The 25,814-nt window shown below is 65.9% G+C and carries 20 protein-coding genes and 1 tRNA gene; 7 read left to right on the top strand and 14 right to left on the bottom strand.

The window, feature by feature from the left end; genetic code table 11:
* Window positions 1–16 precede the first annotated feature (16 nt).
* The 4 genes from cyoD to cyoA are packed head-to-tail and all read right to left on the bottom strand — an operon-like array spanning window position 17 to window position 4,033.
* A complete protein-coding gene (cyoD, locus tag V3B48_RS01730; RefSeq protein WP_005408584.1) occupies window positions 17–358 on the bottom strand; it encodes a cytochrome o ubiquinol oxidase subunit IV in 342 nt (113 codons plus the stop codon).
* Entirely contained in the window at window positions 358–996 is a 639-nt protein-coding gene (cyoC, locus tag V3B48_RS01725; RefSeq protein ID WP_012510428.1) for a cytochrome o ubiquinol oxidase subunit III, read from the bottom strand. The genes cyoD and cyoC overlap by 1 nt, the downstream gene beginning before the upstream one ends.
* A complete protein-coding gene (gene cyoB, locus V3B48_RS01720; RefSeq protein ID WP_049462341.1) occupies window positions 993–2,990 on the bottom strand; it encodes a cytochrome o ubiquinol oxidase subunit I in 1,998 nt (665 codons plus the stop codon). Before cyoB ends, cyoC begins: the two co-directional genes overlap by 4 nt.
* A 2-nt stretch (window positions 2,991–2,992) precedes the next feature.
* Window positions 2,993–4,033 (bottom strand): ubiquinol oxidase subunit II, encoded by a 1,041-nt coding sequence (gene cyoA / locus V3B48_RS01715; RefSeq protein ID WP_049424459.1) that lies wholly within the window; start codon window positions 4,031–4,033, stop codon window positions 2,993–2,995.
* A 352-nt stretch (window positions 4,034–4,385) separates the two neighbouring features.
* Here cyoA and V3B48_RS01710 point away from each other — a divergent pair, with 352 nt between their 5' ends.
* Window positions 4,386–5,021 carry a GyrI-like domain-containing protein gene (locus tag V3B48_RS01710; protein WP_285302730.1) on the top strand — a complete coding sequence of 212 codons (636 nt, stop codon included), beginning with the start codon at window positions 4,386–4,388 and terminating at the stop codon, window positions 5,019–5,021.
* A 71-nt stretch (window positions 5,022–5,092) separates the two neighbouring features.
* Here V3B48_RS01710 and V3B48_RS01705 read toward each other — a convergent pair.
* The 3 genes from V3B48_RS01705 to V3B48_RS01695 all read right to left on the bottom strand — a co-directional run bounded on the left by V3B48_RS01705 (window position 5,093) and on the right by V3B48_RS01695 (window position 9,194).
* Window positions 5,093–5,168: transfer RNA gene (locus V3B48_RS01705), tRNA-Thr, on the bottom strand.
* Window positions 5,169–5,218: 50 nt separating this feature from the next.
* Window positions 5,219–6,223 (bottom strand): 2-hydroxyacid dehydrogenase, encoded by a 1,005-nt coding sequence (locus V3B48_RS01700; RefSeq protein ID WP_329893046.1) that lies wholly within the window; start codon window positions 6,221–6,223, stop codon window positions 5,219–5,221.
* 97 nt (window positions 6,224–6,320) lie between these two features.
* Window positions 6,321–9,194 (bottom strand): autotransporter domain-containing protein, encoded by a 2,874-nt coding sequence (locus V3B48_RS01695; protein WP_329893045.1) that lies wholly within the window; start codon window positions 9,192–9,194, stop codon window positions 6,321–6,323.
* 256 nt (window positions 9,195–9,450) lie between these two features.
* Here V3B48_RS01695 and V3B48_RS01690 point away from each other — a divergent pair, with 256 nt between their 5' ends.
* The 5 genes from V3B48_RS01690 to V3B48_RS01670 are packed head-to-tail and all read left to right on the top strand — an operon-like array spanning window position 9,451 to window position 15,454.
* Complete coding sequence (locus tag V3B48_RS01690; RefSeq protein WP_029379863.1) at window positions 9,451–9,960, top strand: RNA polymerase sigma factor; 510 nt, start codon at window positions 9,451–9,453, stop codon at window positions 9,958–9,960.
* Window positions 9,957–10,925: a FecR domain-containing protein gene (locus V3B48_RS01685; protein ID WP_032127573.1), complete on the top strand. Its 969-nt coding sequence runs from the start codon at window positions 9,957–9,959 to the stop codon at window positions 10,923–10,925. Before V3B48_RS01690 ends, V3B48_RS01685 begins: the two co-directional genes overlap by 4 nt.
* A gap of 11 nt (window positions 10,926–10,936) precedes the next feature.
* Entirely contained in the window at window positions 10,937–13,735 is a 2,799-nt protein-coding gene (locus tag V3B48_RS01680) for a TonB-dependent receptor (RefSeq protein ID WP_071227738.1), read from the top strand.
* 46 nt (window positions 13,736–13,781) lie between these two features.
* The gene (locus V3B48_RS01675) at window positions 13,782–14,738 is read left to right on the top strand and encodes a hypothetical protein (RefSeq protein WP_329893044.1); all 957 of its coding nucleotides are present in this window, start codon (window positions 13,782–13,784) and stop codon (window positions 14,736–14,738) included.
* Window positions 14,735–15,454, top strand: coding sequence for a hypothetical protein (locus V3B48_RS01670; RefSeq protein ID WP_329893043.1), 720 nt, complete (start codon window positions 14,735–14,737; stop codon window positions 15,452–15,454). The genes V3B48_RS01675 and V3B48_RS01670 overlap by 4 nt, the downstream gene beginning before the upstream one ends.
* 83 nt (window positions 15,455–15,537) lie before the next feature.
* On the opposite strand, the gene V3B48_RS01665 is transcribed toward V3B48_RS01670, so the two are convergent.
* The 7 genes from V3B48_RS01665 to murJ form a co-directional block, all read right to left on the bottom strand.
* Window positions 15,538–16,203, bottom strand: coding sequence for a lysoplasmalogenase (locus tag V3B48_RS01665; RefSeq protein WP_049462335.1), 666 nt, complete (start codon window positions 16,201–16,203; stop codon window positions 15,538–15,540).
* Complete coding sequence (locus V3B48_RS01660; RefSeq protein ID WP_329893042.1) at window positions 16,200–18,083, bottom strand: peptidase M61; 1,884 nt, start codon at window positions 18,081–18,083, stop codon at window positions 16,200–16,202. The genes V3B48_RS01665 and V3B48_RS01660 overlap by 4 nt, the downstream gene beginning before the upstream one ends.
* Before the next feature lie 222 nt (window positions 18,084–18,305).
* On the bottom strand, window positions 18,306–19,256 hold the full coding sequence (ispH, locus tag V3B48_RS01655; protein ID WP_049424359.1) for a 4-hydroxy-3-methylbut-2-enyl diphosphate reductase: 951 nt from the start codon (window positions 19,254–19,256) through the stop codon (window positions 18,306–18,308).
* 27 nt (window positions 19,257–19,283) lie between these two features.
* The gene (gene lspA / locus V3B48_RS01650; protein ID WP_329893041.1) at window positions 19,284–19,808 is read right to left on the bottom strand and encodes a signal peptidase II; all 525 of its coding nucleotides are present in this window, start codon (window positions 19,806–19,808) and stop codon (window positions 19,284–19,286) included.
* Window positions 19,808–22,639 carry an isoleucine--tRNA ligase gene (gene ileS, locus V3B48_RS01645; RefSeq protein ID WP_329893040.1) on the bottom strand — a complete coding sequence of 944 codons (2,832 nt, stop codon included), beginning with the start codon at window positions 22,637–22,639 and terminating at the stop codon, window positions 19,808–19,810. The genes lspA and ileS overlap by 1 nt, the downstream gene beginning before the upstream one ends.
* On the bottom strand, window positions 22,636–23,583 hold the full coding sequence (locus V3B48_RS01640) for a bifunctional riboflavin kinase/FAD synthetase (RefSeq protein WP_032127582.1): 948 nt from the start codon (window positions 23,581–23,583) through the stop codon (window positions 22,636–22,638). Before V3B48_RS01640 ends, ileS begins: the two co-directional genes overlap by 4 nt.
* A gap of 75 nt (window positions 23,584–23,658) precedes the next feature.
* Entirely contained in the window at window positions 23,659–25,263 is a 1,605-nt protein-coding gene (gene murJ, locus V3B48_RS01635) for a murein biosynthesis integral membrane protein MurJ (RefSeq protein ID WP_049462332.1), read from the bottom strand.
* 117 nt (window positions 25,264–25,380) lie between these two features.
* On the opposite strand from murJ, the gene rpsT reads away from it, so the two are divergent.
* Entirely contained in the window at window positions 25,381–25,650 is a 270-nt protein-coding gene (gene rpsT / locus V3B48_RS01630) for a 30S ribosomal protein S20 (protein ID WP_005408560.1), read from the top strand.
* The last annotated feature ends 164 nt before the right edge of the window (window positions 25,651–25,814 follow it).

Genomic DNA, 25,814 nt, shown 5'->3' with positions numbered 1-25,814 from the left:
CAACGTCGCGAGGACGTCAGTGCATCATGTGCACGTTCATGTTGTGCATGACCCACAGGGTACCGACCACGATGATGCCGATCACCACCACGGTGAAGGCCGCAGCGTTGACGTTCCAGCGGCTTTCCGAAGAGCGGTCCAGGTGCAGGAAGAACACCAGGTGGACCAGCATCTGCAGCACCGCGGTGATCGCGATCACCACACCGTTGACGGTGCGCGAGAAGTCGCCCGACATCACCATCCAGAACGGGATGACGGTCAGCACCACCGCCAGCACGAAGCCGATCAGGTACGACTTCACGGTGCCATGGCTTTCGCCGCCGGTGCCGTGGTCGTGTGCATGGTTGTCATGTGCCATTACAGGGCTCCATTGAGGTAGACGACGGAGAACACGCCGATCCAGATCAGGTCCAGGAAGTGCCAGAACAGGCTCAGGCACGCCATGCGGGTCTTGTTGGTCGGGGTCAGGCCGTACTTCTTCAGCTGCACGAACATCACCAGCAGCCACAGCAGGCCGGCGCTGACGTGCAGGCCGTGGGTACCGACCAGGGCGAAGAACGCCGACAGGAAGGCACTGCGGTCCGGACCGTAGCCCTGATGGATCAGGTGCTGGAACTCCCACACTTCCATGCACATGAAGCCGAAGCCCAGCAGCCAGGTGATGCCCAGCCACAGGTACATCTGGCCCATCTGCTTGCGGTGCATGGCAATCATGCCCAGGCCGAAGGTCAGCGAGGAGGTCAGCAGCAGCGCGGTTTCCCATGCCACGAACGGCAGTTCGAACAGGTCCTTCGCGGTCGGGCCACCATCGGTACCGCCGGCCAGCACCACGTAGGTGGCGAACAGCGAGGCGAAGATGAGGCAGTCGCTCATCAGGTACACCCAGAAACCGAAGACGGTGTTGCCGCCGGTGTCGTGGTGCTCGTGGTCGTCATGGCCATGGGCCGCCGCTTGCGCGGCGTGCCCGTGGCTCAGGGTCGAGGTATTGGTGCTCATGCCTTCAGCTCCGACTTCACCAGGCCCTGGTTTTCCAGGTGCTTGCGGTGTTCGTTCTCGATGCGTTCCACCTCGGCGGCCGGGACCCAGTAGTCCACGTCCTGGTCGAAGGTGCGGTAGATGAACGTGGCGATCATGCCGACGAAGCCGACGATGGCCAGCCACCAGATGTGCCAGATCATCGCGAAGCCGAACACCAGGCTGAAGGCACCGATGACAACGCCCGTGCCGGTGTTGCGCGGCATGTGGATGTCGGTGTACTTGGCCGGCTTCGGCCAGGCTTCACCACGCTGCTTGCGCTCCCAGAAATCGTCCAGCTCGGTGACTTCCGGCAGGCTGCCGAAGTTGTAGAAGGCCGGCGGCGAAGAGGTTTCCCACTCCAGCGTACGGGCATCCCACGGGTCGCCGGTCAGGTCGGCGGTCTTCTTGCGGTCGCGGATCGACACGGCCACCTGGATGATCTGGCACAGGATGCCGGCACCCACGATGAAGGCACCTGCGGCAGCGACCAGCAGCAGCGGCTCGTAGGCCGGGTTGACGGTGCTCTGCAGACGACGGGTCATGCCCATGAAGCCCAGCACGTACATCGGCATGAAGGTCACGTAGAAGCCGATGAACCAGCACCAGAACGCGCACTTGCCCCAGAACTCATTGAGGCGGAAGCCGAACATCTTCGGCCACCAGTAGGTGATGCCGGCGAACATGCCGAACACCACGCCGCCGATGATGACGTTGTGGAAGTGGGCGATCAGGAACAGGCTGTTGTGCAGCACGAAGTCGATGGCCGGGATCGCCAGCATCACGCCGGTCATGCCGCCGATGGTGAAGGTGACCATGAAGCCGATGGTCCACAGCACGGGCGTGGTGAACTGCACGCGACCGCGGAACATGGTGAACAGCCAGTTGAAGATCTTCACGCCGGTCGGGATCGAGATGATCATCGTCGTGATGCCGAAGAAGGCATTGACGTTGGCACCCGAGCCCATGGTGAAGAAGTGGTGCAGCCACACGATGAACGACAGCACGCCGATGCAGGCGGTGGCGTAGACCATGCCCTTGTAGCCGAACAGCGCCTTGCGCGAGAAGGTCGCGATGACTTCGGAGAACACACCGAACGCCGGCAGGACCAGGATGTACACCTCCGGGTGACCCCAGATCCAGATCAGGTTGATGTACAGCATGGCGTTGCCGCCACCGTCATTGGTGAAGAAGTGCGTACCCAGGTAACGGTCCAGGGTCAGCAGCACCAGGGTGATGGTCAGCACCGGGAAGGCCGCAACGATCAGCACGTTGGTCACCAGGGCGGTCCAGGTGAACACCGGCATCTGCATCAGCTTCATGCTGGGGGTACGCATCTTCAGGATGGTGATGAAGAAGTTGATACCGCTCAGCGTGGTACCCAGGCCTGCGACCTGTAGACCCCAGATGTAGTAGTCCATGCCTACGCTTGGACTGTATTCGATGCCCGACAACGGCGGGAACGCCAGCCAGCCGGTGGCAGCGAACTCACCGATCCACAGCGACAGCATGATCAGCACCGCACCGGACACGAACAGCCAGAAGCTGAGCGAGTTGACGAACGGGAACGCGACGTCGCGCGCACCGATCTGCAGCGGCACGGCCAGGTTCATCAGGCCGGTGATCAGCGGCATCGCCACGAAGAAGATCATGATCACGCCGTGGGCGGTGAAGATCTGGTCGTAGTGGTGCGGCGGCAGGTAACCCTCGGACCCGCCGACGGCGAGCGCCTGCTGGGTACGCATCATGATGGCGTCGGAGAAACCGCGCAGCAGCATGACGAAGGCGACGATGAGGTACATCACGCCGATCTTCTTGTGATCCACCGAAGTGAACCACTCCTTCCACAGATAGCCCCACAGCTTGAACTTGGTGATCAGGGCCATGACGCCCAGGCCACCCAGCACCGCGCCGACCAGGGTGGTCAGCACGATCGGATCGTGGGGGATCGACTCAATTGAGAGTTTACCCAACATGTTCATTCTCCCGAGCCCGCATGGCCGGCGTGGCCTGCGTGTTCGTGTTCGTTGGCATCCAGGTTTTCACCCGATTCCTTGGAATCATGCGCGTCACTGGGGGCATGGCCCTCGTGCGCTTCATGGCTGGCGGCATCGGCAGCGGCGGCACCGGCGTGTTCGTGCTTCATGCCGTAATGCTTGTTGTCGCCCATGTGCTTGGCGATGACCCAGTCGAACAGGCCTTCTTCGGTCTTGCCGAAGTAGGTGACCGGATACCACTCGGCGTTGCGTGCTTCACCCAGCGCCTTGAACGAGGCCTTGTCCAGGGTCTGCTCGCCGGCGCGGACCTGGTCCAGCCACTGGCGGTATTCGGCATCGGTGACCGAGTAGGCGGTGAAGTGCATCTTGGCGAAGCCCGCGCCGCTGTAGTGCGAGGACATGCCCGGGAATTCACCGGTCTCGTTGGCGATCAGATGGAGCTTGGTCTCCATCGCAGCCATCGAGTAGATCATGCTGCCCAGGTGCGGGATGAAGAACGCATTCATCACCGAATCGGACGTGATCTTGAAGTTCAGCGGCGTGTTGACCGGGAACTTGATTTCGTTGACGACCGCCACCTTCTCTTCCGGATAGATGAACAGCCACTTCCAGTCCAGCGAGATCGCCTCGATGGTGACCGGCTTGACGTCCGATTCCAGCGGCTTGTACGGGTCCAGCGCGTGCGACGAACGCCAGGTCAGGACCGCCAGCACCAGCACGATCATGCAGGGAATGGACCACACCACCACCTCGATCGCCGTCGAGTGGGACCACTTCGGCTCGTAGCGGGCCTTGGTGTTGGAGGCGCGATACTTCCACGCGAAGGTCAGGGTCATGATGATGACCGGGATGACGACCAGCAGCATGAGCACGGTGGCCGTGATCAGCAGGGTCTTCTCATCCTGGCCGATCTGGCCCTTCGGACTGAGGATGGCCACCGCATCGCAGCCGGTGAGCATCACCAGCAACGACAGCAGCAGGCCCGGGCGCAACCAGCGCCCAAGGGTTTTCAACGGAATCATCGGTCGATCCAATTGCGAGGGAATGCCGTTCCCCGTCCTGCCTGTTCCGGCCAAAGCCGGTCCCACCGGTCCGGAAGACAGGCAGGGAGGTGGGGTCGAGTCAGCCTTTCAATTTTAGGCCGTCACCCACCATTTAAGAAAGGCATTGACAATGATCGAGCGCAGGAAAGGCCCGTTTCTGGCTGCGACACGTTGTCGCACCGCGCAACCGCGGCGGGCAGAACACCCGGGGGCGGCATCCTAGCATCGGGCGATGGCGGCTGCTCCGCCCGTGTTCGGCAAAGTCATCTGAACCTGTTCAGGCGTGCTGGCGGGTGCCCGGCGTGGGATGCTCGGCGCAGGAGGAAGGCCCGTGGACAAGTTCGACTTCAAGAAGCGCGATCGCGCGTTGTACCTGCCCCCGGCGGGCCGGTTCGTGACGGTAGACGTACCGCCCCTGCCCTACCTGATGGTCGACGGCCACGGTGATCCGAATACCGCCCCCGCCTACCTGCAGGCCGTGCAGTGGCTGTACGCGGTGAGCTATGCACTGAAGTTCGCACTGAAGGCCGGGGGCCAGGACTACGTGGTGCCACCGCTGGAAGCCCTGTGGACCGCCGAGGATCCGTCGAGCTTTGTCGCACGCCGCAAGGATGAGTGGAGGTGGACGGTGATGATCCGTACGCCGGACGGGATCAGTCCAGCGCAGTTGGAGGCTGCCATCGCCAAGTCGGCGAAGAAACTGGGCGAGGTCCCGGCCAGCCTTCGCCATGAAATTCTTGAAGAAGGCCTCTGCCTGCAGACCCTGCATGTAGGCGCCTACGATGACGAGGGTCCGGCCCTCGCCCATCTGCACAACGAACTGATGCCTTCGCTGGGCTACGCCTTCGCCGGCCCCCATCACGAGATCTACCTGAGCGATCCGCGCAGGATCGACGCGGCGCGGTTGAAGACCGTGCTGCGGCAGCCGGTGCGCGCGCTTGAGCCTGATAAGGGTTCGCGCTCATGACACAAGGCCAGTGATTGCTTCAAATGCCAAAACAAAAAGCCCCAACCAAGGCCGGGGCTTTTCATTACAACTGGTGCCGGAAACAGGAGTCGAACCTGCGACCTACGCATTACGAATGCGCCGCTCTACCAACTGAGCTATTCCGGCGGAGCCCGCGATTTTACGGGCTGGGCGACCCGGCGGTCAATCCATCCGGCTCAGCCCACCTCTACCCGGTTGGCGCACACCCGCCCGGCCACGAAATCCTGCAGGTTCCCCAGCGTGATCGCCGAGATCTCCTGCAGCGCCTCCACGGTGAAGAAGCCCTGGTGGCCGGTCACCAGCACATTCGGGAAGGTCATCAGGCGCTGGAAGGCCTCGTCGTCGATGATCTCGCCAGACAGGTCCTGGAAGAACAGCGCGCTTTCCTGCTCGTACACGTCGATGGCCAGATGACCCAGCCGGCGTGACTTCAGCGCGCGGATCACCGCATGGGTATCGACCAGCCCGCCACGCGAGGTGTTGACCAGCATCGCGCCCGGCTTCATCCGGGCCAGTGATGCATCATTGATCAGGTGATGAGTCTCAGGCGTCAGCGGGCAATGCAGCGACACGATGTCGGCACGCGCCAGCAGTTCATCCAGCCCAACCATTTCGCCGATACCGCCGAACGCGGGTGACGGATAAGGATCGTGCCCCAGCACGGTGCAGCCCATGCCGTTGAAGATGCGCGCGGTGGCCAGCCCGATCTTGCCGGTACCCACAATGCCAACCGTGCGGCCATGCAAGGTGCGTCCGAGCAGGCCATCGAGCATGAAGTTGCCCTCGCGCACGCGGTTGTAGGCGCGATGGGTCTGCCGGTTGAGCGTCATCACCAGCGCCAACGCATGCTCGGCCACCGCCTCCGGGGAATAGGCCGGTACGCGTGCGACGAACAGATCCAGCGCTTTCGCGGCTGCCAGGTCCACATTGTTGAAACCGGCACAGCGCAGCAGTACGGCCCGCACGCCCATCGCATGCAGGGCGTGCAGCACCGGCGCATCCAGGCGGTCGTTGACGAACACGCATACGGCTGCGCAATCCTGCGCCAGCGCGGCCGTGTGCACGTCCAGCGCCACATCGAAGTACACGAACGCAAAGCTGTCCCCAGCCGCATCGCGCTGGTTCGCCTCATCAAGGAAACGACGGTCGTAGGGACGGGCACTGAAGACGGCGATCTGCATGGACGGGCCTGGGTGGAATGGCAGACCGACCTTACCGCAGCAGCACCCGCGTTGGGATGGCACCGGCGATGCCGTCATCGCCGGTGCCGGGTGCCACTTAGAACTTGTAGCCCAGGCCCAGCATCACGCCGTTCTGGATCTGCCCGTCGCGGCGCTCACCCACGTAATCGGCCATGATCGACAGCCGCTCGCTGGCACGGCTGGTCACACCCAGGTTCCAGGCCAGCACCTGCTCGCCCACCGCCTGGCTGCTGGCGCCGAACACCAGATCCGGTGCCGCGGCGAAGCCGGTGCTGTAGCGGGCCTGCGAATCGCCCAGTTCCTTCTGCCAGACCACCCGGGCGCGCGGGGTGATGCGCTCGCCGTTGTTGCCTTCGAAGGTCTTGAACAGCTGCAGGCCCGCACCCACGCGGATGCTCTCCAGGCTGCCGCTGCGGCCAACCAGCGCACCGGCGCCCTGCCCTTCGTTGAAGCGGGTGGCCGAGGTGCGCGCGTAGTCCACCACCGGCAGCAACGGCTGGATCACCAGGCCCTTGGCGGTGGTGAAGGAGAACGCATGTTCCACCCGTGCGGAGATCGCATCGTTGCTGTACTTGGCGCGCAGTGGCTGCTGCAGGCCATCGATGCCGTTGATGCTGCGACGCGTATCGTGGCGCAGATCGGTGTAGCGCACGGCCGCCGACAGATAGCCGCGCGCGTACGTCGCATCGAGGTAGCCGCCCACGTCCAGCGCACGCACGTCACCAGTGAAACCAAAGCCATCGCTGGCCTTGGTCGACATGTCCGCCGCAGCCACGCTGACGCCCAGGGTCACGCGGTCATCGGCCACGCGGGTATCGGCACCGACCACGATGCCACCGATGGTGTGGCTCAGGCCGGCCACGCCACCGTCGGCATCGAGGCGGCCATGGCTGGCGAAACCACGCGCCCAGATGCCATGGCTGCGTCCAGCATCAGCGCTGCCCGCAACGCTGCCCGACGCCGGCTCGACCAGGTGCATCGCCAGCTGGTTGAACAGGCTGCCATGGCGCATGCCCGGCTGGGAGGAGACCGACTGCGCCACCTGCGAGGCCAAGCCATCGGCATCACCGCCGCTGCGCATGGCCGACTGGTGCTGCTGCACGACGTTGCCGATGCTGCCCACCAGCGCGGTGTCGGCCAGTCGCAGGCTGGCGTGCGCATCACCGCGCAGAGCACCGGCCTGTTGTGCGATCACATCGCGGTCGGCGAACTGCAGTGCGCCCAGCAGCGATCTCAGTCCCTTGTCCTGGCGATCGGAGGCGGTCGCCAGCGCGCGGCCCAGGCCGTCGCCGGACGTGCCATTGGCGAACAGGCCCAGCTGGTCAAAGCCCGGGTTGGCGGTCAGCCACAGGCCATCGGCCGTCTGCTTCACGTTGAAGCTGAGCAGTGAATTGTGGCGCGGGCGGAACACTTCACCGGCAGTGATGCTGGCACTGTATCCGGCGTCCCCCAGCCGCACGACATCCTGGAAGCCCCCCTGGTAGATCGGCCCTTCCACCAGATCGCGGCGGTAGGCACCGGCATAGAAGCCCTGGGCCACATTCAACGCAAGGTGTGCGCCCTGCGCGATCACCAGCGCGCCCTCCTCGGTGCCGCCGTCGTAGAAGCTGCCGACGCGCAGGCGGCCACTGCCGGTACCACCGGCTTCGGTAACATCAAACAGCACCTGGCCGCCGGGCATGATGTTGACGTAGCCGTGGGTCACCAGATCCCCACCGCGCGGCATCAGCGTGCCGAACACGCGCAGGCGGTTGAAGCCATCTTCGCGGTAGGACGGGCCGGTGCCATCCAGCAGCGCATCGCTGTCGGTGCCGACCGATGCGATATCACCGTGGCCAACCACGATGCTGCCCGGCATCACCCGCAGCTCGGGGGTGCGCAGCGCACCACCCTCCAGTGCGATGGTGCCGTTGTCCACCAGAATGAAATCGGCGCCGGTGGTTTCAGCGGTGCGCCAGGTGGCGCCATTGCTGACACGGATCACGCCGGCGGAGTTGGCCAGGGTCGAGGCATCCAGATCGGCCAGCCGCAGCTGCCCGCGCAGTTCATCCTGGAGGTCGGGGTCGGCGAGCAGCTGCTGCAACGACTGCGCGCCGATACCGTTCGCCCCCCGCGTGGAGAAGTTGTACAGGCTCACCGCATAGTTGATGTAGGTGCTGGCCCAGTCGGTATTCCAGCGCGCGAAATCGTCGTCGACGAAGGCCTGCAGCTGGCGCGCGGTGCGCAGGTAGCCCGGGTTGATGTCGCCGCTGACGTTGCTGGTGACACGAAGGGTGTCACCCGGATCGCGATAGCCCGCCGTGTTGATGATGCTGTTGCTGCGGATGTCCTGGCCCGGGAATGACTCCAGCTTGCTCCCACTGCCATCCGGATCGAAGGTAACCGACGTACCCGTGGTACGCGCCGGGTCGCGGAATACCAGCAGGCCATTGGGCTGCACCACTTCATACATGGCCTTGTGCAACAGGCCCGCATCCATGCCACCGCCGTAGTTGCCTGTGTAGATCTGGGTCATGCGCGGCGACGGCGCATAGGTGATCCTGCCACCACTGCTGGCGGCATGGATCTGCACCGAGTCGACCAGCGGCAGATCGCCGCCGAGGTAACGGTTGACGCCACCGGACTGCATGATCGAGCAGGACGAAATGCAGTGGCCGGACACGATGGTGTCCAGGCCCTGGGTACGGATCACCGCCTGCAGCCACTCGCCGGCAATCAGCGCGCCACCGTTGGACGTTCGCAGCACGACTTCGCGGATCGGACGGCCTTCAGCCTGCGCCTTGGCCAGCAGTGCGGGCAGCGCCACCACATCGGCGACGGTGACGCCGCCGCTGAGGAAGACGCGATCGTCCTGCACGTGATAACTCATTGCCATGACGTCATCAGCTGCCGCGATGGCGCCAACGCCCATCAGCCCGGCCAGGGCCAGGCTCAACTTCGAATACTTCATGCGTTCTCTCTCTCCACCCGCAACACGCGGGTAGAACGATCAACGCCGCAGCGGGGCGATCTCCCCCAGTGGAACGGATCCTGAAAAATGAATACATTCACAATGAGAATCCGATCGATGCACACTCTTCCCCATCCGGTCATCGTCGCGTAAAACTCGATGACGCATTCGCCACCGACAGTCGAGGCCAGCCCTGTCCACCCCGTCTCCCCTGATCCATCGCGCGCCGGAGCCGCCCGCACCTGCGGATGCCTTCATCGCGTTCGTACGCGAAGAGCGCGCACCGCTGTGCGCGTTCCTGCGCACGCGGGGGGTCGGGCCTGAGGATGCCGAGGATATCGCGCAGGACTGCATGGAGCGGCTGATCCGCTATCGCGCACAGGGCCCGGACGAACTGCGCCTGCTGCTGTATCGTATCGCCCGCAACCGCCTGGCAGACCGCGGACGCTCGCCGCAGTCGCGGCCGCATCTGCCGCTGGCCGAACACGATGGCAGCGACGAACCGTCCAGTTCCTCGCCCGATCCATTGCGCCAGGCCGAGTCAGGGCAGATGCTGTCCCTGCTGCGGCAGGCCCTGTTCAAGCTGCCCGAACGCGCACGCGAGGTCTATCTGCTCAACCGCATCACCGGCATGAGCTACACCCAGATCGCGCGGCATTGTGGAATTACTGCCAAGACCGTGGAAAAACATATCGCCCGGGCCCTGCAGGGCCTGCGTCAGGAGTTGGGATCGGATCCGCTGCACAACGACAGGGATGGCCAATGAGTGGCACCCCGCACAGGGATGATGCACAGCTGTTTGAACGCGCCAGCGCCTGGGTAGCCCGCCTGGAAGCCCCGGACTGCACATCGGCCGAACGCGAAACGTTCGAGGACTGGCTGGCCGAAGATCCGGCCCACGTCAAAGCCTGGGTGCAGGCCGAAACCCTGTTCCAGCAGGGTGCGGAGCTTGCGGCTGACCCCTGGCTGCGCACCGCCGCGGCACGGGCGGCGCGTCCGCCGCGCCGGCGCTGGTTGCCGGGTGTGGCCGCTGCCGCCGGTGTCTGCATGGCGATCGGCATCGGCTGGATGGTTGCCGTCGACGGCAACCCGACGCCACAGGTCTACGCCAATGATTCGCACCAGGCACAGCAGCAGACGCTGGCCGATGGCAGCGTCGCCATGCTGGATGCCGGTACCACCCTCCGCGCCCGCTTCGGCTGGCGTCATCGTGATCTGGTGCTGGAGCGGGGTCGGCTGCAACTGCAGGTCGCACCGTCGAACAAGGCGCTGCAGCTGCACGCCGGCGGCAGTACGATCCGCGACATCGGCACGACCTTCCAGGTGGAACGCCTGCGCGACGGCCTGGTCGAGGTCGCACTGCTGGAAGGTGCCGTGGAAGTCAGCAACGGCGCAGCGCAGCACACGCTGGCACCCGGCCAACAGCTGCAGGTATTGCCCTCCGGCCGTATCCAGCCGGGCCCTGCCCTCTCGTCCAACGCAGCCGCTGAAGGCTGGCTGCGCGGGCAACTGGTGTTCGATGCCACGCCCCTGTCGATCGTGGTCGAGCGCATGAACCGTTATGGCCGCACGCCACTGGTGATCGTCGATCCGGAGATCACCGACCTGGCGGTAAGCGGCACCTTCCGCGCCGGTGATGCACAGGAGCTGCTGTCGGCGCTGGAACTGGGTTGGTCCGTGGCTGGCCAGACGCGTCCGGATGGCGCGCTGGAACTGCGCCGCACCTACTGAGGAGACCGGCAGTGAAGGCAGGTCCGGGTGCGCTGCAGTGGGGGCTGCTCCGCGCCCTGCTATGCCTTGCACTGGGTGTTGCCGCACTACCGATGGCCGATGCCGGCGAGCCCGCCGGCACGCTGGAGATCGACGTGGGCGCTGGCCCACTGGTGCCGGCACTGCAGCAATGGGCCCGGCAGAGTGGCACCGCCCTGCTGTTCGACGCACGTGAACTGGATGATCTGCGCACCGGCGGCAGCCGTGACCAACGCGATACCGGGGCCTCCCTGAAGCAGCTGGTCGCCGGCCTGCCGGTGAACATCCTGCGCACTTCATCCGGTGCCTTTGTCGTGCGGCGCGTCCATCCCGAGCCCCCTGCCACGCCGCCGAAAGCGGTCGCAGCCCCGCGCCTGCCGCGCCCGGCTCCCAAGTCCGCCGACACGCCACACCAGGTGGAACTGGCGCCCATCCATGTCACCGGCAGCCGGCTGCCGCGCTCTTCGGTGCAGACCACACTGCCGGTCACCACCATCGATCGCGACGATATCCTGCGCAGCGGCTACGGCAATCTGTTCGACCTGCTGCGGCACCTGCCCGGCATGAACGGCCATCCGGCCATGAGCACCTCGCGCGGCGGCGATTCGCAGTACCTGCCGGTGGGCGCAGCGGCCACCACCAGCCTCGACGGCATGGGCCCGCGGGCGACGCTGTTCCTGGTCAACGGCCGGCGCCTGCCGCGCTATCCGATGGTGTCGCTGGAACAGGGTGGGCTCACCGACCTCGGCGGCATTCCGCTGAGCTTCGTCGACCGCATCGAACTGGTACGCGGTGGTGCCTCGGCCATCTATGGGGCCGACGCCATGTCCGGCGTGGTCAACATCATCCTGCGTGACCAGGCCGATGGGCCCGAAGCCATGCTGCAGACCGGCCTGAGCAGCCGCGGCGATGCGGGCCAGTACCGCCTGCAGGCCGCCACGGGCGGCGCGCGTGGCAACGGGGACCGCTGGTTTGCCGGACTCGATCTGCACCGTGTCGAACATGTCGCCGGTGACCAGCGTGACTGGCACGCGGAAACCTCGCTGTATCCGATCGGCGCGATCTTCGGCAACTGGTACGTGCCCGCCCGGCGCTGCGAGCCGCCCCTGAAGCGGCGCGAGGATGGCTGCTGGTTTGACAGCGCGCGGCCGCGGTCGCTGCAGCCCGCCTCGGATACCGCGTCGGCCTTCCTGCACTACCGGCATGAACGTGGTGAGGGACGCTATGCCTATGTCGAGGCGCGGGCCAGTCACAACCGCCAGCGCTTCGATCTGGGCCCGACCGCCGTTGCGGTGGTCTCGCGCGGAATCACCTTCAACAGTGTGCTGCGTGAGGCCGGCAACGTGCGCCCCAGCGTCCGCGCCACCGATGCCGACCTTACCTTCGGCATCGGCCGCGACCAGGGCCGGCGCAGCTGGGAGGCGGGCATCAGCGCGCAGCGCAGCGACGTGACCTTGTCCACTGCAGGCACCGTGCGCACGACACGCCTGCTTGAAGCAACGCAGGCGCGCAGGTTCACTCCCGGTTTCGACGCGCCGCCGGCGGCCGAGGCGGACACGCTGTTTCCGTCCATCCGCAACCGCGGCAGCACCGCACAATGGCAGGGCTGGTGGGGCGTGCAGCGTGAGCTGATGGCAATGCCCGGCGGCAATGCGCAGCTGGCCACCGGCATCGACCTGCGCCATGAACGCTGGACCTCGCGCCCGGACGCACTGCTGAGTCAGGGCGACCTTGCGCTGGGCCTGCCACAGCAGCGACGCCGCCTGTCGCGACAAAGCAGTGGCGTCTACGCCGAGCTGGGCCTGCCGCTGGCCCCCACGCTGCGCGCGGACCTGGCTGCACGCTGGGACCGCGACGGCGGCTTCATGGCGTTCTCGCCTCGTGCCGGGCTGCGCTGGAGCCCGACGCCGCACTGGTCGTTCCTGCTGGCCAGCGGGCGCGGCTATCGTGCACCGAGCCTGTTCGAGCAACGGCGGCCTCCCGGCTACTTCGGCTCGATCACGCTTCCGGTGTCCAGTGCCCTTCCGGAATGTGCGATCGCCACGCGTGGTGGCGGCTGCAGCGTCACGGCCAACGTGGTTGAGAACGATGCACTGAAGGCCGAGCGATCACGCAGCCATTCGCTGGCAGCCACGTGGACGCCCAACGACACATTCTCGCTGTCGCTGACCCACAACATCGTGGAACTGCGCAACGAGATCCTCGCCCTGCAGCCGAGCGATGCAGTGTGGAACCGCAGCACGTGGGAACTGGATGAAGACGGCCACCTGGGCAGCCTGCGCCTGTCGTTCGACAACATCGGCCGCACCACCTCCCGCAACTGGGTGCTGCGTGGCGAGTACCGCATCGACAGCGGCAGCAACGGCCAATGGTTGTTTTCGCTCGATGCGCTGAAGCAGCAGGAACTGCTTCGCCGCCGTGACCATGAGGCCGCCGTGGACCTGCGTGGTCATGTGACACCCGAGCTGGCTGCGGTGTTGAACGTGCAATGGCAGAACAGCAACTGGGACATCGCGCTACGCGGCAACCAGATCGGGCGCACGCGTGCCTGGCTGCCGGGGGCGGAGTGCCCGCAGAAGCAGGTCGACCGGAACCACTGCATGAACCCACGGCAGCTGCGCTGGAACCTGCACCTCGCACGCCGGCTGGGGCCGCGCATCGTTGCAGCGCTGGACGTGCACAACGTGCTGGACACGCAACCGGTGAACTATCTGGTCGGCAATGGCGGGCAGATGCCCGGGCTGGACGATCCGCTCGGCCGCTACTACCTGCTTACCCTGCAGTTCCGCTGAAGCGTAGTAATCTACGCGCCCTGTTCCACCGCGGTCCCCTTCCCCCATGAAAGCCTATCTCTGGTTCTGGGGCGCGTTCCTGCTGTTCTTCGCGTTGCCTTTTCCCTGCATTCTCTATTTCGGCACTTCGTGGCCGGTAGCGCTGGTCGACCGCAGCGCACCGTGGCTGGCACTGTTGCTGCTCGCACTGTCGATGGTCCTGTGGCTGATGCTGCTGTTCGCCTTCCTGCACTACCTGTTGCTGGGGCCGCCACGCGCACTGCACCGGGTGCAGTCGATCCTGGCCGACGGTGAACCGCGCAGTGCGCTGATCGAGCAGGCCGAACAGACCGGCGTGCAGGTACGTGGGTTCGCGCAATGGAAACTGCAGTTGTCCTTCAAGAACCTGTCCGGTACGCCGGTCCGCGAACAGATGCTGGTGGTCGACAGCAAACCCCAGCTGCATCGCTTCGAGGCCGGCAGGCACATTGATGCACGCCTGGGCCGGACACCCGGAGCATTCCCCAACATCGTGCTGGACGGTGCCCAGCCCGAACTGAATGTCGCCAGCCTGTGGCGGCGCGGCATCGGTGCAGCACTCGGCATCGCCATCGTTGCCGCTGCCTATGTGTGGGCCTACCAGCTGCAGAGCGAGGGGCTGGGCTGGACCTTCCTGTCGTTCGGTCACCCGCTGCTGGTGTGCCCGCTGGTGCTGTGTGGCTATGCGCTGGGCCTGCGCCTGCTCGGCCGCCTGCTGCACGCCGATGCCCGCGGCGATGCGCTGAAGTATCGCGGCATCGGCGTGGAGGCCAGGGTGTTGAAGGTGCGTCAGACCGGCACCTACCTCAACGAACAGCCGCAGGTGGAGTTCCAGCTGGAATACATCGACCGCGAAGGCAACGTGCAGCAGGCTCGCGTGCGCCGCTTCATCCCGCTGATTGAACTGGCCAACATCCCGCACGAGCATGTGACGCTGCTGTACGACCCGGATGACCGCAGCAACGTGCGCCTGGAGGGAGTATGAAACAGCCGCCCTCAACCCGCACAGTGTTCCTGGTACTGCTGCTGGTTCTGGCGGGCGTGGCCGTTGCCGGCGGCGCCCTGCAGACCATCAGCGAAACGCTGGGGCATTCGGTACAGCCGGACCGGTTGTCCGCGTCCGTCTCGTCCCAGTCGCCGCGCGAGCAATCCGCATCGCTTGTGCCGTCCCCGGCGCCCTTCCCCGCCGCGAGCACCGCTGGAGCGCCCGAGCGCAACAACCGCCTGTTCGATGCGGACTACCTGCTGGCTGCCCGTCAGGCACTGGAGCAGATGCCAGCGCTGGCCGGCCAGCGGCTGACGGTCTTCCACAGCATCCACTTCTACGACGATGGCCGCATCAACCTCGATCTGGTCGATCCGCAACAGCCGGGCCACGTCGACAGCTATCACTTTGAACGTGGCCAATGGCGCAAGGGCAATCCGGTGAACCCGCAGCAGTTTGCGCCGACCATCAGCCTGCAGCGCAGCAGCACATCCCTGGCCAGCATCGATTTCGAGGCTGTTCCGCGCGTGGCGCAGGCGCTGCAGGAACAGCGCAATGCGCTGCAGAACCCCGCATCTGAAGTCGGCCACGTCTACGTGATCGTGCGCAAAGCCGGCAAGCTGGTATGGCTGCCGGACGAAGTCGCCGGAGACCGCGAATCGGTGCGCCTGCAGTTCGATGCGCAGGGCGCCCTGCGCGGCGTGAGCCGCCGGTAGGCCACACAAAAAAGGGGACGGAGGGGATTAAGTCGTATGTGCCTTGGTGCGGTTTGCGACTTAATCCCCTCCGTCCCCTTTTTCTATTTCACCGAGCGCGCGATGGCGTACTGCGCGGCGTAGTACGTGGACAGCACCAGCAGGCTGGCCAGCGGCAGGCCACCGGCGAAGCGGTCCCAGGCCAACAGTGAATCGCTGGCGACGAACAGCACGGCACCGGCAGCGGCCCAACGGGCACTGGCGGCCTCCATGGCGTCAGGCTGCGGGCGGCGCCACTGCCGTGCCAGCGCCAGCACCGCCATCGATGCCAGCACCACCACGTACGCCAGCACCGGAATACGCATCGGTGCGGGCAGGTGTGGCCACAGGCCCAGCACGTTGAGCACGGCAAACGCACCGAGCAGGACGCTGGCGCCGACCAGCCCACGCCCGGCACGCAGGCCTCCGCGGAAGGCGATGATGTAGCAGACATGCGCTAGCAGGAATGCGACCAGCCCCGGTACGAACGCATCCATTGGCAACATCAGCGCGATGTCACCCACGCACGAGAGCAGCATGCCGGCCAGCACCGCGCGGCGGTAGAACGGCTGCACCGGATCATGCACGCGCCAGACGATGGCAGCGATCAGCAGCGTGGTGGCCGGCTTGGCCAGCCAGTGCAGCCAACGCCCATCGCCGTGCAGGAATGCGCCCACGATGGCGAGGATCGCCATCAACAGGATCACGCCATCGCGGGCGCGCGGCTTCATCGCGCCTTCCACAGATCCGCCAGGCGGTCAGGCTTGCCGGCGATGCGCTCCAGCACCGGGTACTGCAGGCCACCGTGGTAGGCGATGCTCATCGTTTCGATGCGATCGAACTGCTTCACCAGCAACACGATCGGCGCCTTGTCCTTTGCTGCGGCGGCGACTGCATCCTTCAAGCGCTGGCTGCTGTATTCACGGCCGCCAACCGCGATCACCTTCATGCCCGGTGCAAGACCGGCGTTGAACGCCGGACTGTCCCAGATCACGTCACCGACCGTGCCGTTGTCGAGCACGGTCGCACCCAGTGAGTACGCCAGCAACGCGGCCTTGGCGCGCTTTTCCTGCGCCTTGTAGGCGTCGTTCGGGGTATCGCGGTAAACCAGCTTCCAGCCCGCCAGTTCCAGGCCACCGGTCAACGAACCATGGCCATCCAGGCGCCCGCGCAGGAACGTCGCCCAGTCGTACCGCGCGATACCGTTCAAGGTCGCGACCACATCATCGAAGGTGTAGGGATTGACGTCCCAGTCGCCGTTGCCGACCCCGAAGAAGGCGCGCGCGAAATCATCCAGGCTGCGCCGGTTACCACTCAGTTCGCGCAGCTTGCCCTCCACTTCCAGCCACAGCATCTGGCCGCCGGAGTAGTAGTCCTCGCTCATCTGGTAGTTGCGGTAAGGCAGCGTGCGGCGCTGCGCGATGGTCGGGTCGTTGGTGGTGTCCTGCAGCGGGCGCCAGGCCAGTCCGGGGCGGCCACGATCATAGGTCGCGGCCACATTGGCCAGCATGTCGCGCGCCTGCGCGGTCGACCACAGGCCCGAACGCGCCGCCAGCACCTGTCCCCAGAACTGGGTCTGGCCTTCGTATACCCACAGCAGGCTGTCGCCCATCGGCGTGTTGAAGTTGGCGGTGGCGAGATCCGCGCCGCGACGGTACTTGCCGTTCCAGGAATGGGTGTACTCATGCGGCAGCAGGTCGCGCATCCACGCATTGCTGTCCCACTCGGTGAAGTACCCCGGGTCGGCGCTGTTCTCGCTGGAACGATGATGCTCCAGACCAATGCCGCCGAGGCGGTCGGTCAACGCCAGCAGGAATTCATAGTGGTTGTAGTGGCGCGCACCGTAGAGCTTGTCGGCCTGCTGCACCAGCGCACGATGCACGGTGATCTGCGCGTCGGTCGGCTTCAGCGACTTTGCGTCGTCGGCGAACACATTGAGGTGCACCGGCACCTTCGCACCCGGGTCGAGATCGATGCGCTGGTAGTGCTCGCCGGCGAACAACGGCGAATCGACCAGATGGTCATACGAGATCGGCTTGAACACCACGGTGTCACCGTCGCGTCGCGCGGTTTCCAGGGCAGTGGCGAACGACCAGCCCTTGGGCAGGGTCACGCTGGCCTGCGCCTGCAGGTTGCGCGCATCGACGCCGGCCGGATACAGCGAATTGGCGTTCCACTGCAGGTTGAGCATTTCCGGGGTCATCACCACCCGGCCCTGGCTGCCGCCCTGCGAGGACAGGAAATCGAAGTGGGCGACGATCTCGCTCACGCCCTCGGGCACGTTCACCTTGAACGCATAGACGTTGAACTGGTCGCGCTGCCAGGCCAGCGGCTTGCCGTTGGCGGTCACGCGCAGGCCGGCCAGCTTGTCGATCGGACCGGTGGGCGAATGGTTGCCGGGAATCCACTGCGGGTACAGCAGGGTCATTGGGCCGGGCTTGGCCGGCACCGTGGCGGTCACCTTGAAGATGCGCCGGGCCAGATCGCGCGCGTCCACATCGATGCGCAGCAGACCGGGTGCCGCGGCATCGCCCGGCGGCGAGGTCTGCGCCAGCGCGGGCGTGGCCGCCAGCGCGAACAGCAATGACATGGCCAGGGCTCGGGTCTTCATCGGGCAGGTTCCAACAACGGAGAATCTTCCGATGCTAGGCCTGTGCGATGCAGGGCCCCATGGCCAAAGGTCATGGGCGCGCGCCCATCTGTGCATGCCCAGAAGCGTGCGAACCAAGGTTCGCACCCACCTTGTGCTGGTTTGCACCCACCTTGTGCTGGTTTGCACCCACCAGAGCAGTTTCAGTAGATCCACGCCATGCGTGGATGAGGCGCTTCGCGGTCAGTCGACCAGGCGCAGGCGCAGTTCCTTCGGCAGCGCGAACACCATCGATTCCGGTTCGCCGTCCAGCTCGCCCACGCCGCTGGCGCCCAGCTCGGCCAGGCGCGCCAGCACGCCATCAACCAGCACCTGCGGCGCCGAGGCACCTGCAGTCACGCCGATGTGCTGCTTGCCAACCACCCACTGCGGGTCGATCTCGTGCGCGCCGTCGATCAGGTACGACTCCACGCCCTCACGACGGGCCAGCTCGCTCAAGCGGTTGGAGTTGGAACTGTTCGGCGAGCCGACCACCAGCACCAGGTCGCAGCGTTTGGCCAGATCGCGCACGGCGTCCTGGCGGTTCTGCGTGGCGTAGCAGATGTCGTCGTTCTTCGGGCCCTGCATCGCCGGGAAGCGCTCACGCAATGCATCGATGATGCCGCGCGTATCGTCCACCGACAGCGTGGTCTGGGTGGTATAGGCGAAGTTTTCCGGCTGGTTGATGTGCAGCGTGGCAACCTGCTCGACATCCTCGACCAGATAGATCTGGCCGGTGCCGGCTTCGCGGTTCCACTGGCCCATGGTGCCCTCCACTTCCGGGTGACCGGCGTGGCCGATCAGCACCACGTCACGGCCGGCACGGCAGTGGCGGGCGACTTCGAAGTGGACCTTGGTCACCAGCGGGCAGGTGGCGTCGAACACCTTCAGGCCACGACGCTCGGCCTCCTGGCGCACGGCCTGGGACACGCCATGCGCGCTGAAAATGACCGTGTTGTTGTCCGGCACTTCATCGAGTTCCTCGACGAAGATCGCACCGCGCTGCTTCAGGTCGTCGACCACGAAGCGGTTGTGCACCACTTCATGGCGGACGTAGATGGGCGCGCCCAGCGTTTCGATCGCGCGCTTGACGATCTCGATCGCACGATCGACGCCGGCACAGAATCCACGCGGGTTGGCGAGCAGCACATCCATCAGTTCAGTCTCCCGGCAGCGGCCGGCTTACGGTTTCGGGTTGGCATTATCCGCCTTTTTGGCGGACTTGCCGTCGAACAGGCCAAACAGGGCGATGCCGATGGCACCCACCACGATGGCCGAATCGGCGATGTTGAACGAGGGCCAGGTGTAGCTGCCCACGTACCACTGGATGAAGTCGACCACGTGGCCGTGCACCTGGCGGTCGATCACGTTGCCGATGGCGCCGCCGATGATCAGCGCGTACGGCACCGCGGCCTTCCAGTTGCCGCGGGCAGTGCTACGCAGCCACCAGGCCATCAGGCCGCTGATGACGATCGCCAACACGGTGAAGAAGTGTTTCTGCCAGCCACCGGCATCGCTCAGGAAACTGAACGCGGCACCGGTGTTGTAGGTGCGGTACCAGTTCCAGAAGCCGTCGATGACCGCCACTGGCTGGAACTCCGGCAGGCTCGACAGCACCCAGGCCTTGGACCACTGGTCCAGGCCGATGATGGCGGCCGACAGCAGCAGCCAGACCAGGGCGTTCGGATGCGGACGGGGCGCGGCCATCAGAACCAGCTCCGCACTTCACCGGCGCCGGTGATGTTGCTCACGCAGCGGCCGCACAGTTCCGGGTGGTCGGCGTTGCTGCCGACGTCGGCGCGGTGGTGCCAGCAGCGCACGCACTTGGCCTTGGTGGTCGGCTGGGCGCTGACGAACACCTCGTCGGTGGTCGCCGGGCGCACCTGCACGTCGCCACTGATGAACAGGAAACGCAGTTCATCGGCCAGCGGCTGCCACTTCGCGGCCTGCTCTTCGCTGGCGGCGATGGTGATTTCCGCTTCCAGCGCGGCACCGATCGCGCCGTTGGCACGCATCGGCTCGAGCACCTTGGCCACCTGCTCGCGCACGGCCAGCAGCTGGTCGAAGTCGGCGGCGTTGAGCTGGGCATCGGCCGGCAGCGGCGCCAGGCCGTCGTACCAGGTGGTGAACAGCACATGGCCGGCATGCTCGCCCGGCAGATAGCCCCACAGCTCGTCAGCGGTGAAGGTCAGGATCGGCGCCACCCAGCGGGTGAACGCTTCGGCGATGTGGTACATCGCGCTCTGTGCCGAACGGCGACCGTGCGAATCGGTCGGCATCGTGTACAGGCGGTCCTTGGTCACGTCCAGGTACAGCGAGCCCAGGTCCACGCTGCAGAAGTTCAGCAGCAGCTGCACGATCTCGGCCATGTTGTAGCCGTCGTAGGCCGCCTTGATCTTCTCCTGCAGCTCCCACGCGCGATGCACGATCCAGCGGTCCAGCGCGACCATCTGGTCGAGCGGCTGCAGGTGCTGGGCCGGATCGAAACCGTCCAGGTTGCCGAGCAGGAAGCGTGCGGTGTTGCGCAGGCGACGGTAGGCGTCGGCGTTGCGCTTGAGGATCTCCTGCGACAGCGACATCTCGTTGCTGTAGTCGGCCGAGGCGATCCACAGGCGCAGGATGTCCGCGCCCAGCTTGTTCATGATGTCCTGCGGCTCGATGCCGTTGCCCAGCGACTTGGACATCTTGCGGCCGTGCTCGTCCACGGTGAAGCCGTGGGTCAGGCACTGCTTGTACGGCGCGCGCTTGTCGATCGCCACGCCGGTCAGCAGCGAGGACTGGAACCAGCCGCGGTGCTGGTCGGAACCTTCCAGGTACAGGTCGGCCGGCTTGCCGAAGCCACGCGCCGCAAGCACGCCTTCATGGGTCACGCCCGAGTCGAACCAGACGTCGAGGATGTCGGTGACCTTCTCGTAGTCGGCCGCTTCGGCGCCCAGCAGTTCAGCAGCATCCAGCGAATACCACACGTCGATGCCCTCAGCCTCGACGCGGTCGGCGACCTGCTGCATCAGCTCCACCGAACGCGGGTGGATCTCGCCGGTCTGGCGATGGGTGAACAGTGCGATCGGCACACCCCAGGTGCGCTGGCGCGAGATGGTCCAGTCCGGACGACCGTCGACCATGCTCTGGATGCGCGCCTTGCCCCAGGTCGGGAACCAGCCGACGGTATCGATGGCGGCCAGCGCATCGTTGCGCAGGTTGGCCTTGTCCATCGAGATGAACCACTGCGGGGTGGCGCGGAACACCACCGGCGTCTTGTGGCGCCAGCAGTGCGGGTAGCTGTGGCGGATCGGGTGGAAGGCCAGCAGCGAACCGTTGTCGCGCAGCACGCTGACGATGGCCTCCTGCGCCTTCCACAGGTGCTGGCCGGCCAGCACCACGTCACCGGCCGGCGGGGTCGATTCCAGGTACACACCACGGCCGTCGATCGGGGTCACCTGGCCGGCGTTGTACTTGTCCAGCAGGCCGTACTTCTGGCTGACCACGAAGTCTTCCTGGCCGTGGCCGGGGGCGGTGTGCACCGCACCGGTACCGTCCTCGTCGGAGACGTGCTCGCCGTTGAGCATCAGGATCTCGCGCTCCGGGTAGAACGGGTGCGCCAGCAGCTGATTCTCCAGCGCGGCACCGGTGGTTTCACCGTGCAGCACCACGTTTTCGACGCCATAGCGCTGCAGCGCGCGCTCGGCCAGGGCCGCGGCCAGCACTAGCCAACGGCGCTTGCCGTTGTGCGCCGGGCCTTCGGCCAGCACGTAGTTGATCTCCGCGCCCAGCGACACCGCCAGCGAAGCCGGCAGCGTCCACGGGGTGGTGGTCCAGATCGGCACGGCCACTTCCACATCGGCCGGCACGCTCACGCCGAACGCCTGGCCGATGGCCTGCGCATCGCGCGCGGCGTAGGCCACGTCGATCGCCGGCGATTCCTTTTCCTGGTATTCGATCTCGGCCTCGGCCAGCGCCGAGCCACAGTCGAAGCACCAGTACACCGGCTTGGCGCCACGCACCAGGTGGCCGTTGGCCACGACCTTGGCCAGCGCACGGATTTCGTTGGCTTCGAAGTCGAAGCTCAGGGTCTTGTACGGGTTGTCCCAGTCGCCGGTCACGCCCAGGCGCTTGAAGTCCACGCGCTGGATGTTGATCTGCTCTTCGGCGAACTCGCGGCACTTCTGGCGGAATTCGACGGCGTCGAGCTTGGTGCCGACCTTGCCCCACTTCTTCTCGACCGCGATTTCGATCGGCAGGCCATGGCAGTCCCAGCCCGGCACGTAGGGCGCATCGAAGCCGGCCAGGTAGCGCGACTTGACGATGATGTCCTTCAGGATCTTGTTGACCGCGTGGCCGAGGTGGATGCGGCCGTTGGCGTACGGCGGGCCATCATGCAGCACGAACAGCGGGCGGCCGGCGGCGTTGTCGCGCAGCTGCTGGTAGAGCCCCTGCTCTTCCCACCGCGCCAGAATGCCCGGCTCGCGCTTGGGCAGGTCGCCGCGCATCGGGAATTCGGTGGCTGGCAGGTTCAGGGTGGTCTTGTAGTCCTGGCTCACGCAGTGGCTCGCAATCTATGTTCGGAAAGGATGGCGCGCGCCTGTTCGGCATCGCGGTGCATCTGGTCGGTCAGCGCCGCCAGATCATTGAATTTCTCTTCGTCGCGCAGCTTGGCGACGAACTCTACGTCGATGTGGCGCCCGTACAGGTCGCCCTGGAAATCAAACAGGTGCGCTTCCAGCAGCGGCTCCACGCCGTCCACCGTCGGCCGCGTGCCGAAGCTGGACACCGACGGCCACGGCTGGTCGAACACGCCGTGCACCCAGGTCGCGTAGATGCCCGACAGCGCCGGGGTCTTCGGGAACCGCAGGTTGGCGGTGGGGAAGCCCAGCGTGCGGCCGAGCTGGCGCCCGCGCACCACCCGCCCGCTGATCGCGTAGGGACGGCCGAGCAGATCGCCGGCACGGGCGAAATCGCCGTCCTGCAGCAGCTGGCGGATGCGGGTGCTGGAGATGCGCTCGCCGTGCAGATCCACCGCTTCGATCTCGCCGGCGCTGAAGCCGAGCTCGGCGCCGAGCTGCTGCAGCAGGGCCAGGTCGCCGCGGCGGCGGTTGCCGAAGCAGAACTCCGGCCCGATCCAGACCTCACGCGCACTCAGGCGATTGACCAGCAACTGGCGCACGAAGGTCTCGGCCGGCATCGCCGCCATCGCCGCGTCGAAACGCAGCAGGCCGATCGCATCGACACCCAGCTCGCGCAGGATCTCGACCTTGCTGCGCGCCAGGGTCAGCCGCGGCGGCGGCGTGCCCTGGGCGAAGAATTCACGCGGCAACGGCTCGAACGCCACGGCCACGGCGGCCACGCCCAAGGCGCGCGCGCGGGCAACCGCATGGCGCACCAGCGCACGATGGCCCAGATGGAGGCCGTCGAATGCGCCGATACAGACCACGCTTCCGTTGGGGAACAGCTCCCCGCCCTCGACGCTTCTGAACAGCCTGCTCATCAACTCTCGTTCCGGCCCGACCGGGGCCGCCGCTTCAATGGTGTAACCCTGAAGTATAGCCGCCACGGGCCGCGATCAATGCCCACGCAGGTCGCGCGGGCGGAAGCCCATCGCCAGCATGGCCACCGCATAGGTCGCGCCACCGCCGCCGACCAGCAGCATCAGGCCACCGATACGGTGCCATTTGTCCATGACGGTGAAGTCGGGAACCCAATGCAGCAGGGCCAACAGCACGCCGACCATGGCCGCACAGGCCAGCAGCAGCCGCACCAGATAGCCGCCCCAGCCCGGCCGGCGCTGGTAGACATCGGTCTTGCCCAGCCAGTACCAGAGCAGGCCCAGGTTCAGGTAACTGGACAGTGCGCTGGCGATGCCCAGCGCCAGGTGCAGGCCCGGCTGCTTGCCGATGGCCGCCATCACGCCCTGCGCCTTCAGCTCGTCCGGCACCATGACCTGGTACAGCACGGCCAGCAGGGCGAAGTTGAACACCATGTTGGCCACCAGCGCGGCCACACCGGCACGGACCGGGGTCTTGGTGTCCTGGCGGGCATAGAACGCCGGCAGCACCACCTTCAGCAGGGCGAACGCCGGCAGGCCGAAACTCAGGCCGTACACCGACAGCGCGGTCATGCGGGTATCGAAGGCGGTGAACTGGCGGTACTGGAACAAAGTGGCGATCAGCGGCTCGGCCAGCAGCAGCAGGCCCAGCATGGCCGGCACCGAGATCAGCAGGGTCATCCGCAGGCCCCAGTCCAGCGAGCGCGAGAAACCCTCGCGGTCGGTGCTGACGTGATGGCGGGCCAGCGCCGGCAGGATCACCGTGCCCAGCGCCACGCCGAACACACCCAGCGGCAGCTCCAGGAAGCGATCGGCCAGCGACAGCCACGACTGCGAGCCGTCGGTCAGCTTGGCCGCGATGAGGGTATCCAGCAGCAGGTTGATCTGCGCCACCGACGAACCGAACAGGGTCGGCACCATCAGCGTCAGCACCTTGCGCACGCCCGGATGGCGCCAGCCCCAGCGCGGCAGGGTCAGCAGGTTGATGCCCTTCAGCGAGGGCAGCTGGAACAGCAGCTGCAGGATGCCGGCGGCGAGTACCGCCCAGCCCAGCGCCAGGATCTGTTTTTCCGGGGTGCCGCCCAGCCGCGGCGCCAACCATAGCGCACCGGCGATCATGCACAGGTTGAGGATGACCGGGGTCAGCGCCGGCATCGCGAAACGCTGGAAGCTGTTCAGCGCGCCACCGGCCAGCGCGGTCAACGAGACGAACAACAGGAACGGGAAGGTCAGGCGGAACAGGTCGACCAGCAGGGTCTGCTTGACCGGGTCGGTATCAGCACCACTCGAGAATGCGACCGCCAGCTGCGGCGCGAAGATCAGCGCCAGCGCGGTAACCAGCATCAGCACCCCACCCAGGGTGCCGGCGGTGCGGGCCATCAGTTCACGCAGCTCGGCATGACTGCGGGTTTCCTTCACTTCCGTGAACACCGGCACGAAAGCGGTGGCGAAAGAGCCTTCGGCGAACAACCGGCGCAGGAAATTGGGTACCCTGAAGGCAACCCAGAACGCATCGGTAACCGCATTGGTGCCGAACGTGGTGGTGATCACCTGGTCACGGACAAGTCCGAGCACCCGCGAGACCATGGTCATGCTGCTGAACGACAGCAGGCCTCGCAACATCTTCGGTGAACTCACTCAGCGTCCCTCTTGACAATCGACTTGACGTGCATTTCTCGGGCCATCATACTAGCTAGCTTGCTGTTCCCATAACACCGATTTTTTCAGGAAACCACCACCGTGGCCAATATCAAGTCCGCCAAGAAGCGCGCCAAGCAGACCGTCGTGCGCAACGCGCGCAACGTGGCTCAGCGCTCGATGCTGCGCACCGCTGTCAAGAAAGTGATCAAGGCGCTGGACGCCAACGATGCCGCCGGCGCCGAAGCCGCCTTCGCCGTTGCCCAGCCGATCCTGGATCGCTTCAGCGCGCGTGGCCTGATCCACAAGAACAAGGCTGCTCGCCACAAGAGCCGCCTGAACGACCGCATCAAGGCCCTCAAGGCCGCCTGATCCGGCGTTGCCGCCCTGCCCCTTCGGGTAGGGCAGCAGACAAGAACCCGGCCCCGGCCGGGTTTTTTGTTGCCTGCGATCCACGCGATCCGGTAGTGGCGGGGGGGGGGGGGGCCCCCCCCCGGGAGGACGCGCGCCGCCCGGCCGCCAGGGGAGAAAAAAAA

The sequence above is a fragment of the Stenotrophomonas sp. SMYL20 genome (assembly GCF_036320045.1).
GTDB classification, from domain to species: domain Bacteria; phylum Pseudomonadota; class Gammaproteobacteria; order Xanthomonadales; family Xanthomonadaceae; genus Stenotrophomonas; species Stenotrophomonas maltophilia_A.
Note: the sequence above shows the minus strand (reverse complement) of the source record. Positions and strands in the feature narration are given on the sequence as shown.

What these genes read in the sequence shown, in the direction of transcription:
- cyoD (WP_005408584.1), bottom strand. Translation starts at nt 358, where the DNA reads ATGGCACATGACAACCATGCACACGACCACGGCACCGGCGGCGAAAGC.
- cyoC (WP_012510428.1), bottom strand. Translation starts at nt 996, where the DNA reads ATGAGCACCAATACCTCGACCCTGAGCCACGGGCACGCCGCGCAAGCG.
- cyoB (WP_049462341.1), bottom strand. Translation starts at nt 2,990, where the DNA reads ATGTTGGGTAAACTCTCAATTGAGTCGATCCCCCACGATCCGATCGTG.
- cyoA (WP_049424459.1), bottom strand. Translation starts at nt 4,033, where the DNA reads ATGATTCCGTTGAAAACCCTTGGGCGCTGGTTGCGCCCGGGCCTGCTG.
- V3B48_RS01700 (WP_329893046.1), bottom strand. Translation starts at nt 6,223, where the DNA reads ATGCAGATCGCCGTCTTCAGTGCCCGTCCCTACGACCGTCGTTTCCTT.
- V3B48_RS01695 (WP_329893045.1), bottom strand. Translation starts at nt 9,194, where the DNA reads ATGAAGTATTCGAAGTTGAGCCTGGCCCTGGCCGGGCTGATGGGCGTT.
- V3B48_RS01685 (WP_032127573.1), top strand. Translation starts at nt 9,957, where the DNA reads ATGAGTGGCACCCCGCACAGGGATGATGCACAGCTGTTTGAACGCGCC.
- V3B48_RS01675 (WP_329893044.1), top strand. Translation starts at nt 13,782, where the DNA reads ATGAAAGCCTATCTCTGGTTCTGGGGCGCGTTCCTGCTGTTCTTCGCG.
- V3B48_RS01670 (WP_329893043.1), top strand. Translation starts at nt 14,735, where the DNA reads ATGAAACAGCCGCCCTCAACCCGCACAGTGTTCCTGGTACTGCTGCTG.
- V3B48_RS01665 (WP_049462335.1), bottom strand. Translation starts at nt 16,203, where the DNA reads ATGAAGCCGCGCGCCCGCGATGGCGTGATCCTGTTGATGGCGATCCTC.
- V3B48_RS01660 (WP_329893042.1), bottom strand. Translation starts at nt 18,083, where the DNA reads ATGAAGACCCGAGCCCTGGCCATGTCATTGCTGTTCGCGCTGGCGGCC.
- ispH (WP_049424359.1), bottom strand. Translation starts at nt 19,256, where the DNA reads ATGGATGTGCTGCTCGCCAACCCGCGTGGATTCTGTGCCGGCGTCGAT.
- lspA (WP_329893041.1), bottom strand. Translation starts at nt 19,808, where the DNA reads ATGGCCGCGCCCCGTCCGCATCCGAACGCCCTGGTCTGGCTGCTGCTG.
- V3B48_RS01640 (WP_032127582.1), bottom strand. Translation starts at nt 23,583, where the DNA reads ATGAGCAGGCTGTTCAGAAGCGTCGAGGGCGGGGAGCTGTTCCCCAAC.
- murJ (WP_049462332.1), bottom strand. Translation starts at nt 25,263, where the DNA reads ATGTTGCGAGGCCTGCTGTCGTTCAGCAGCATGACCATGGTCTCGCGG.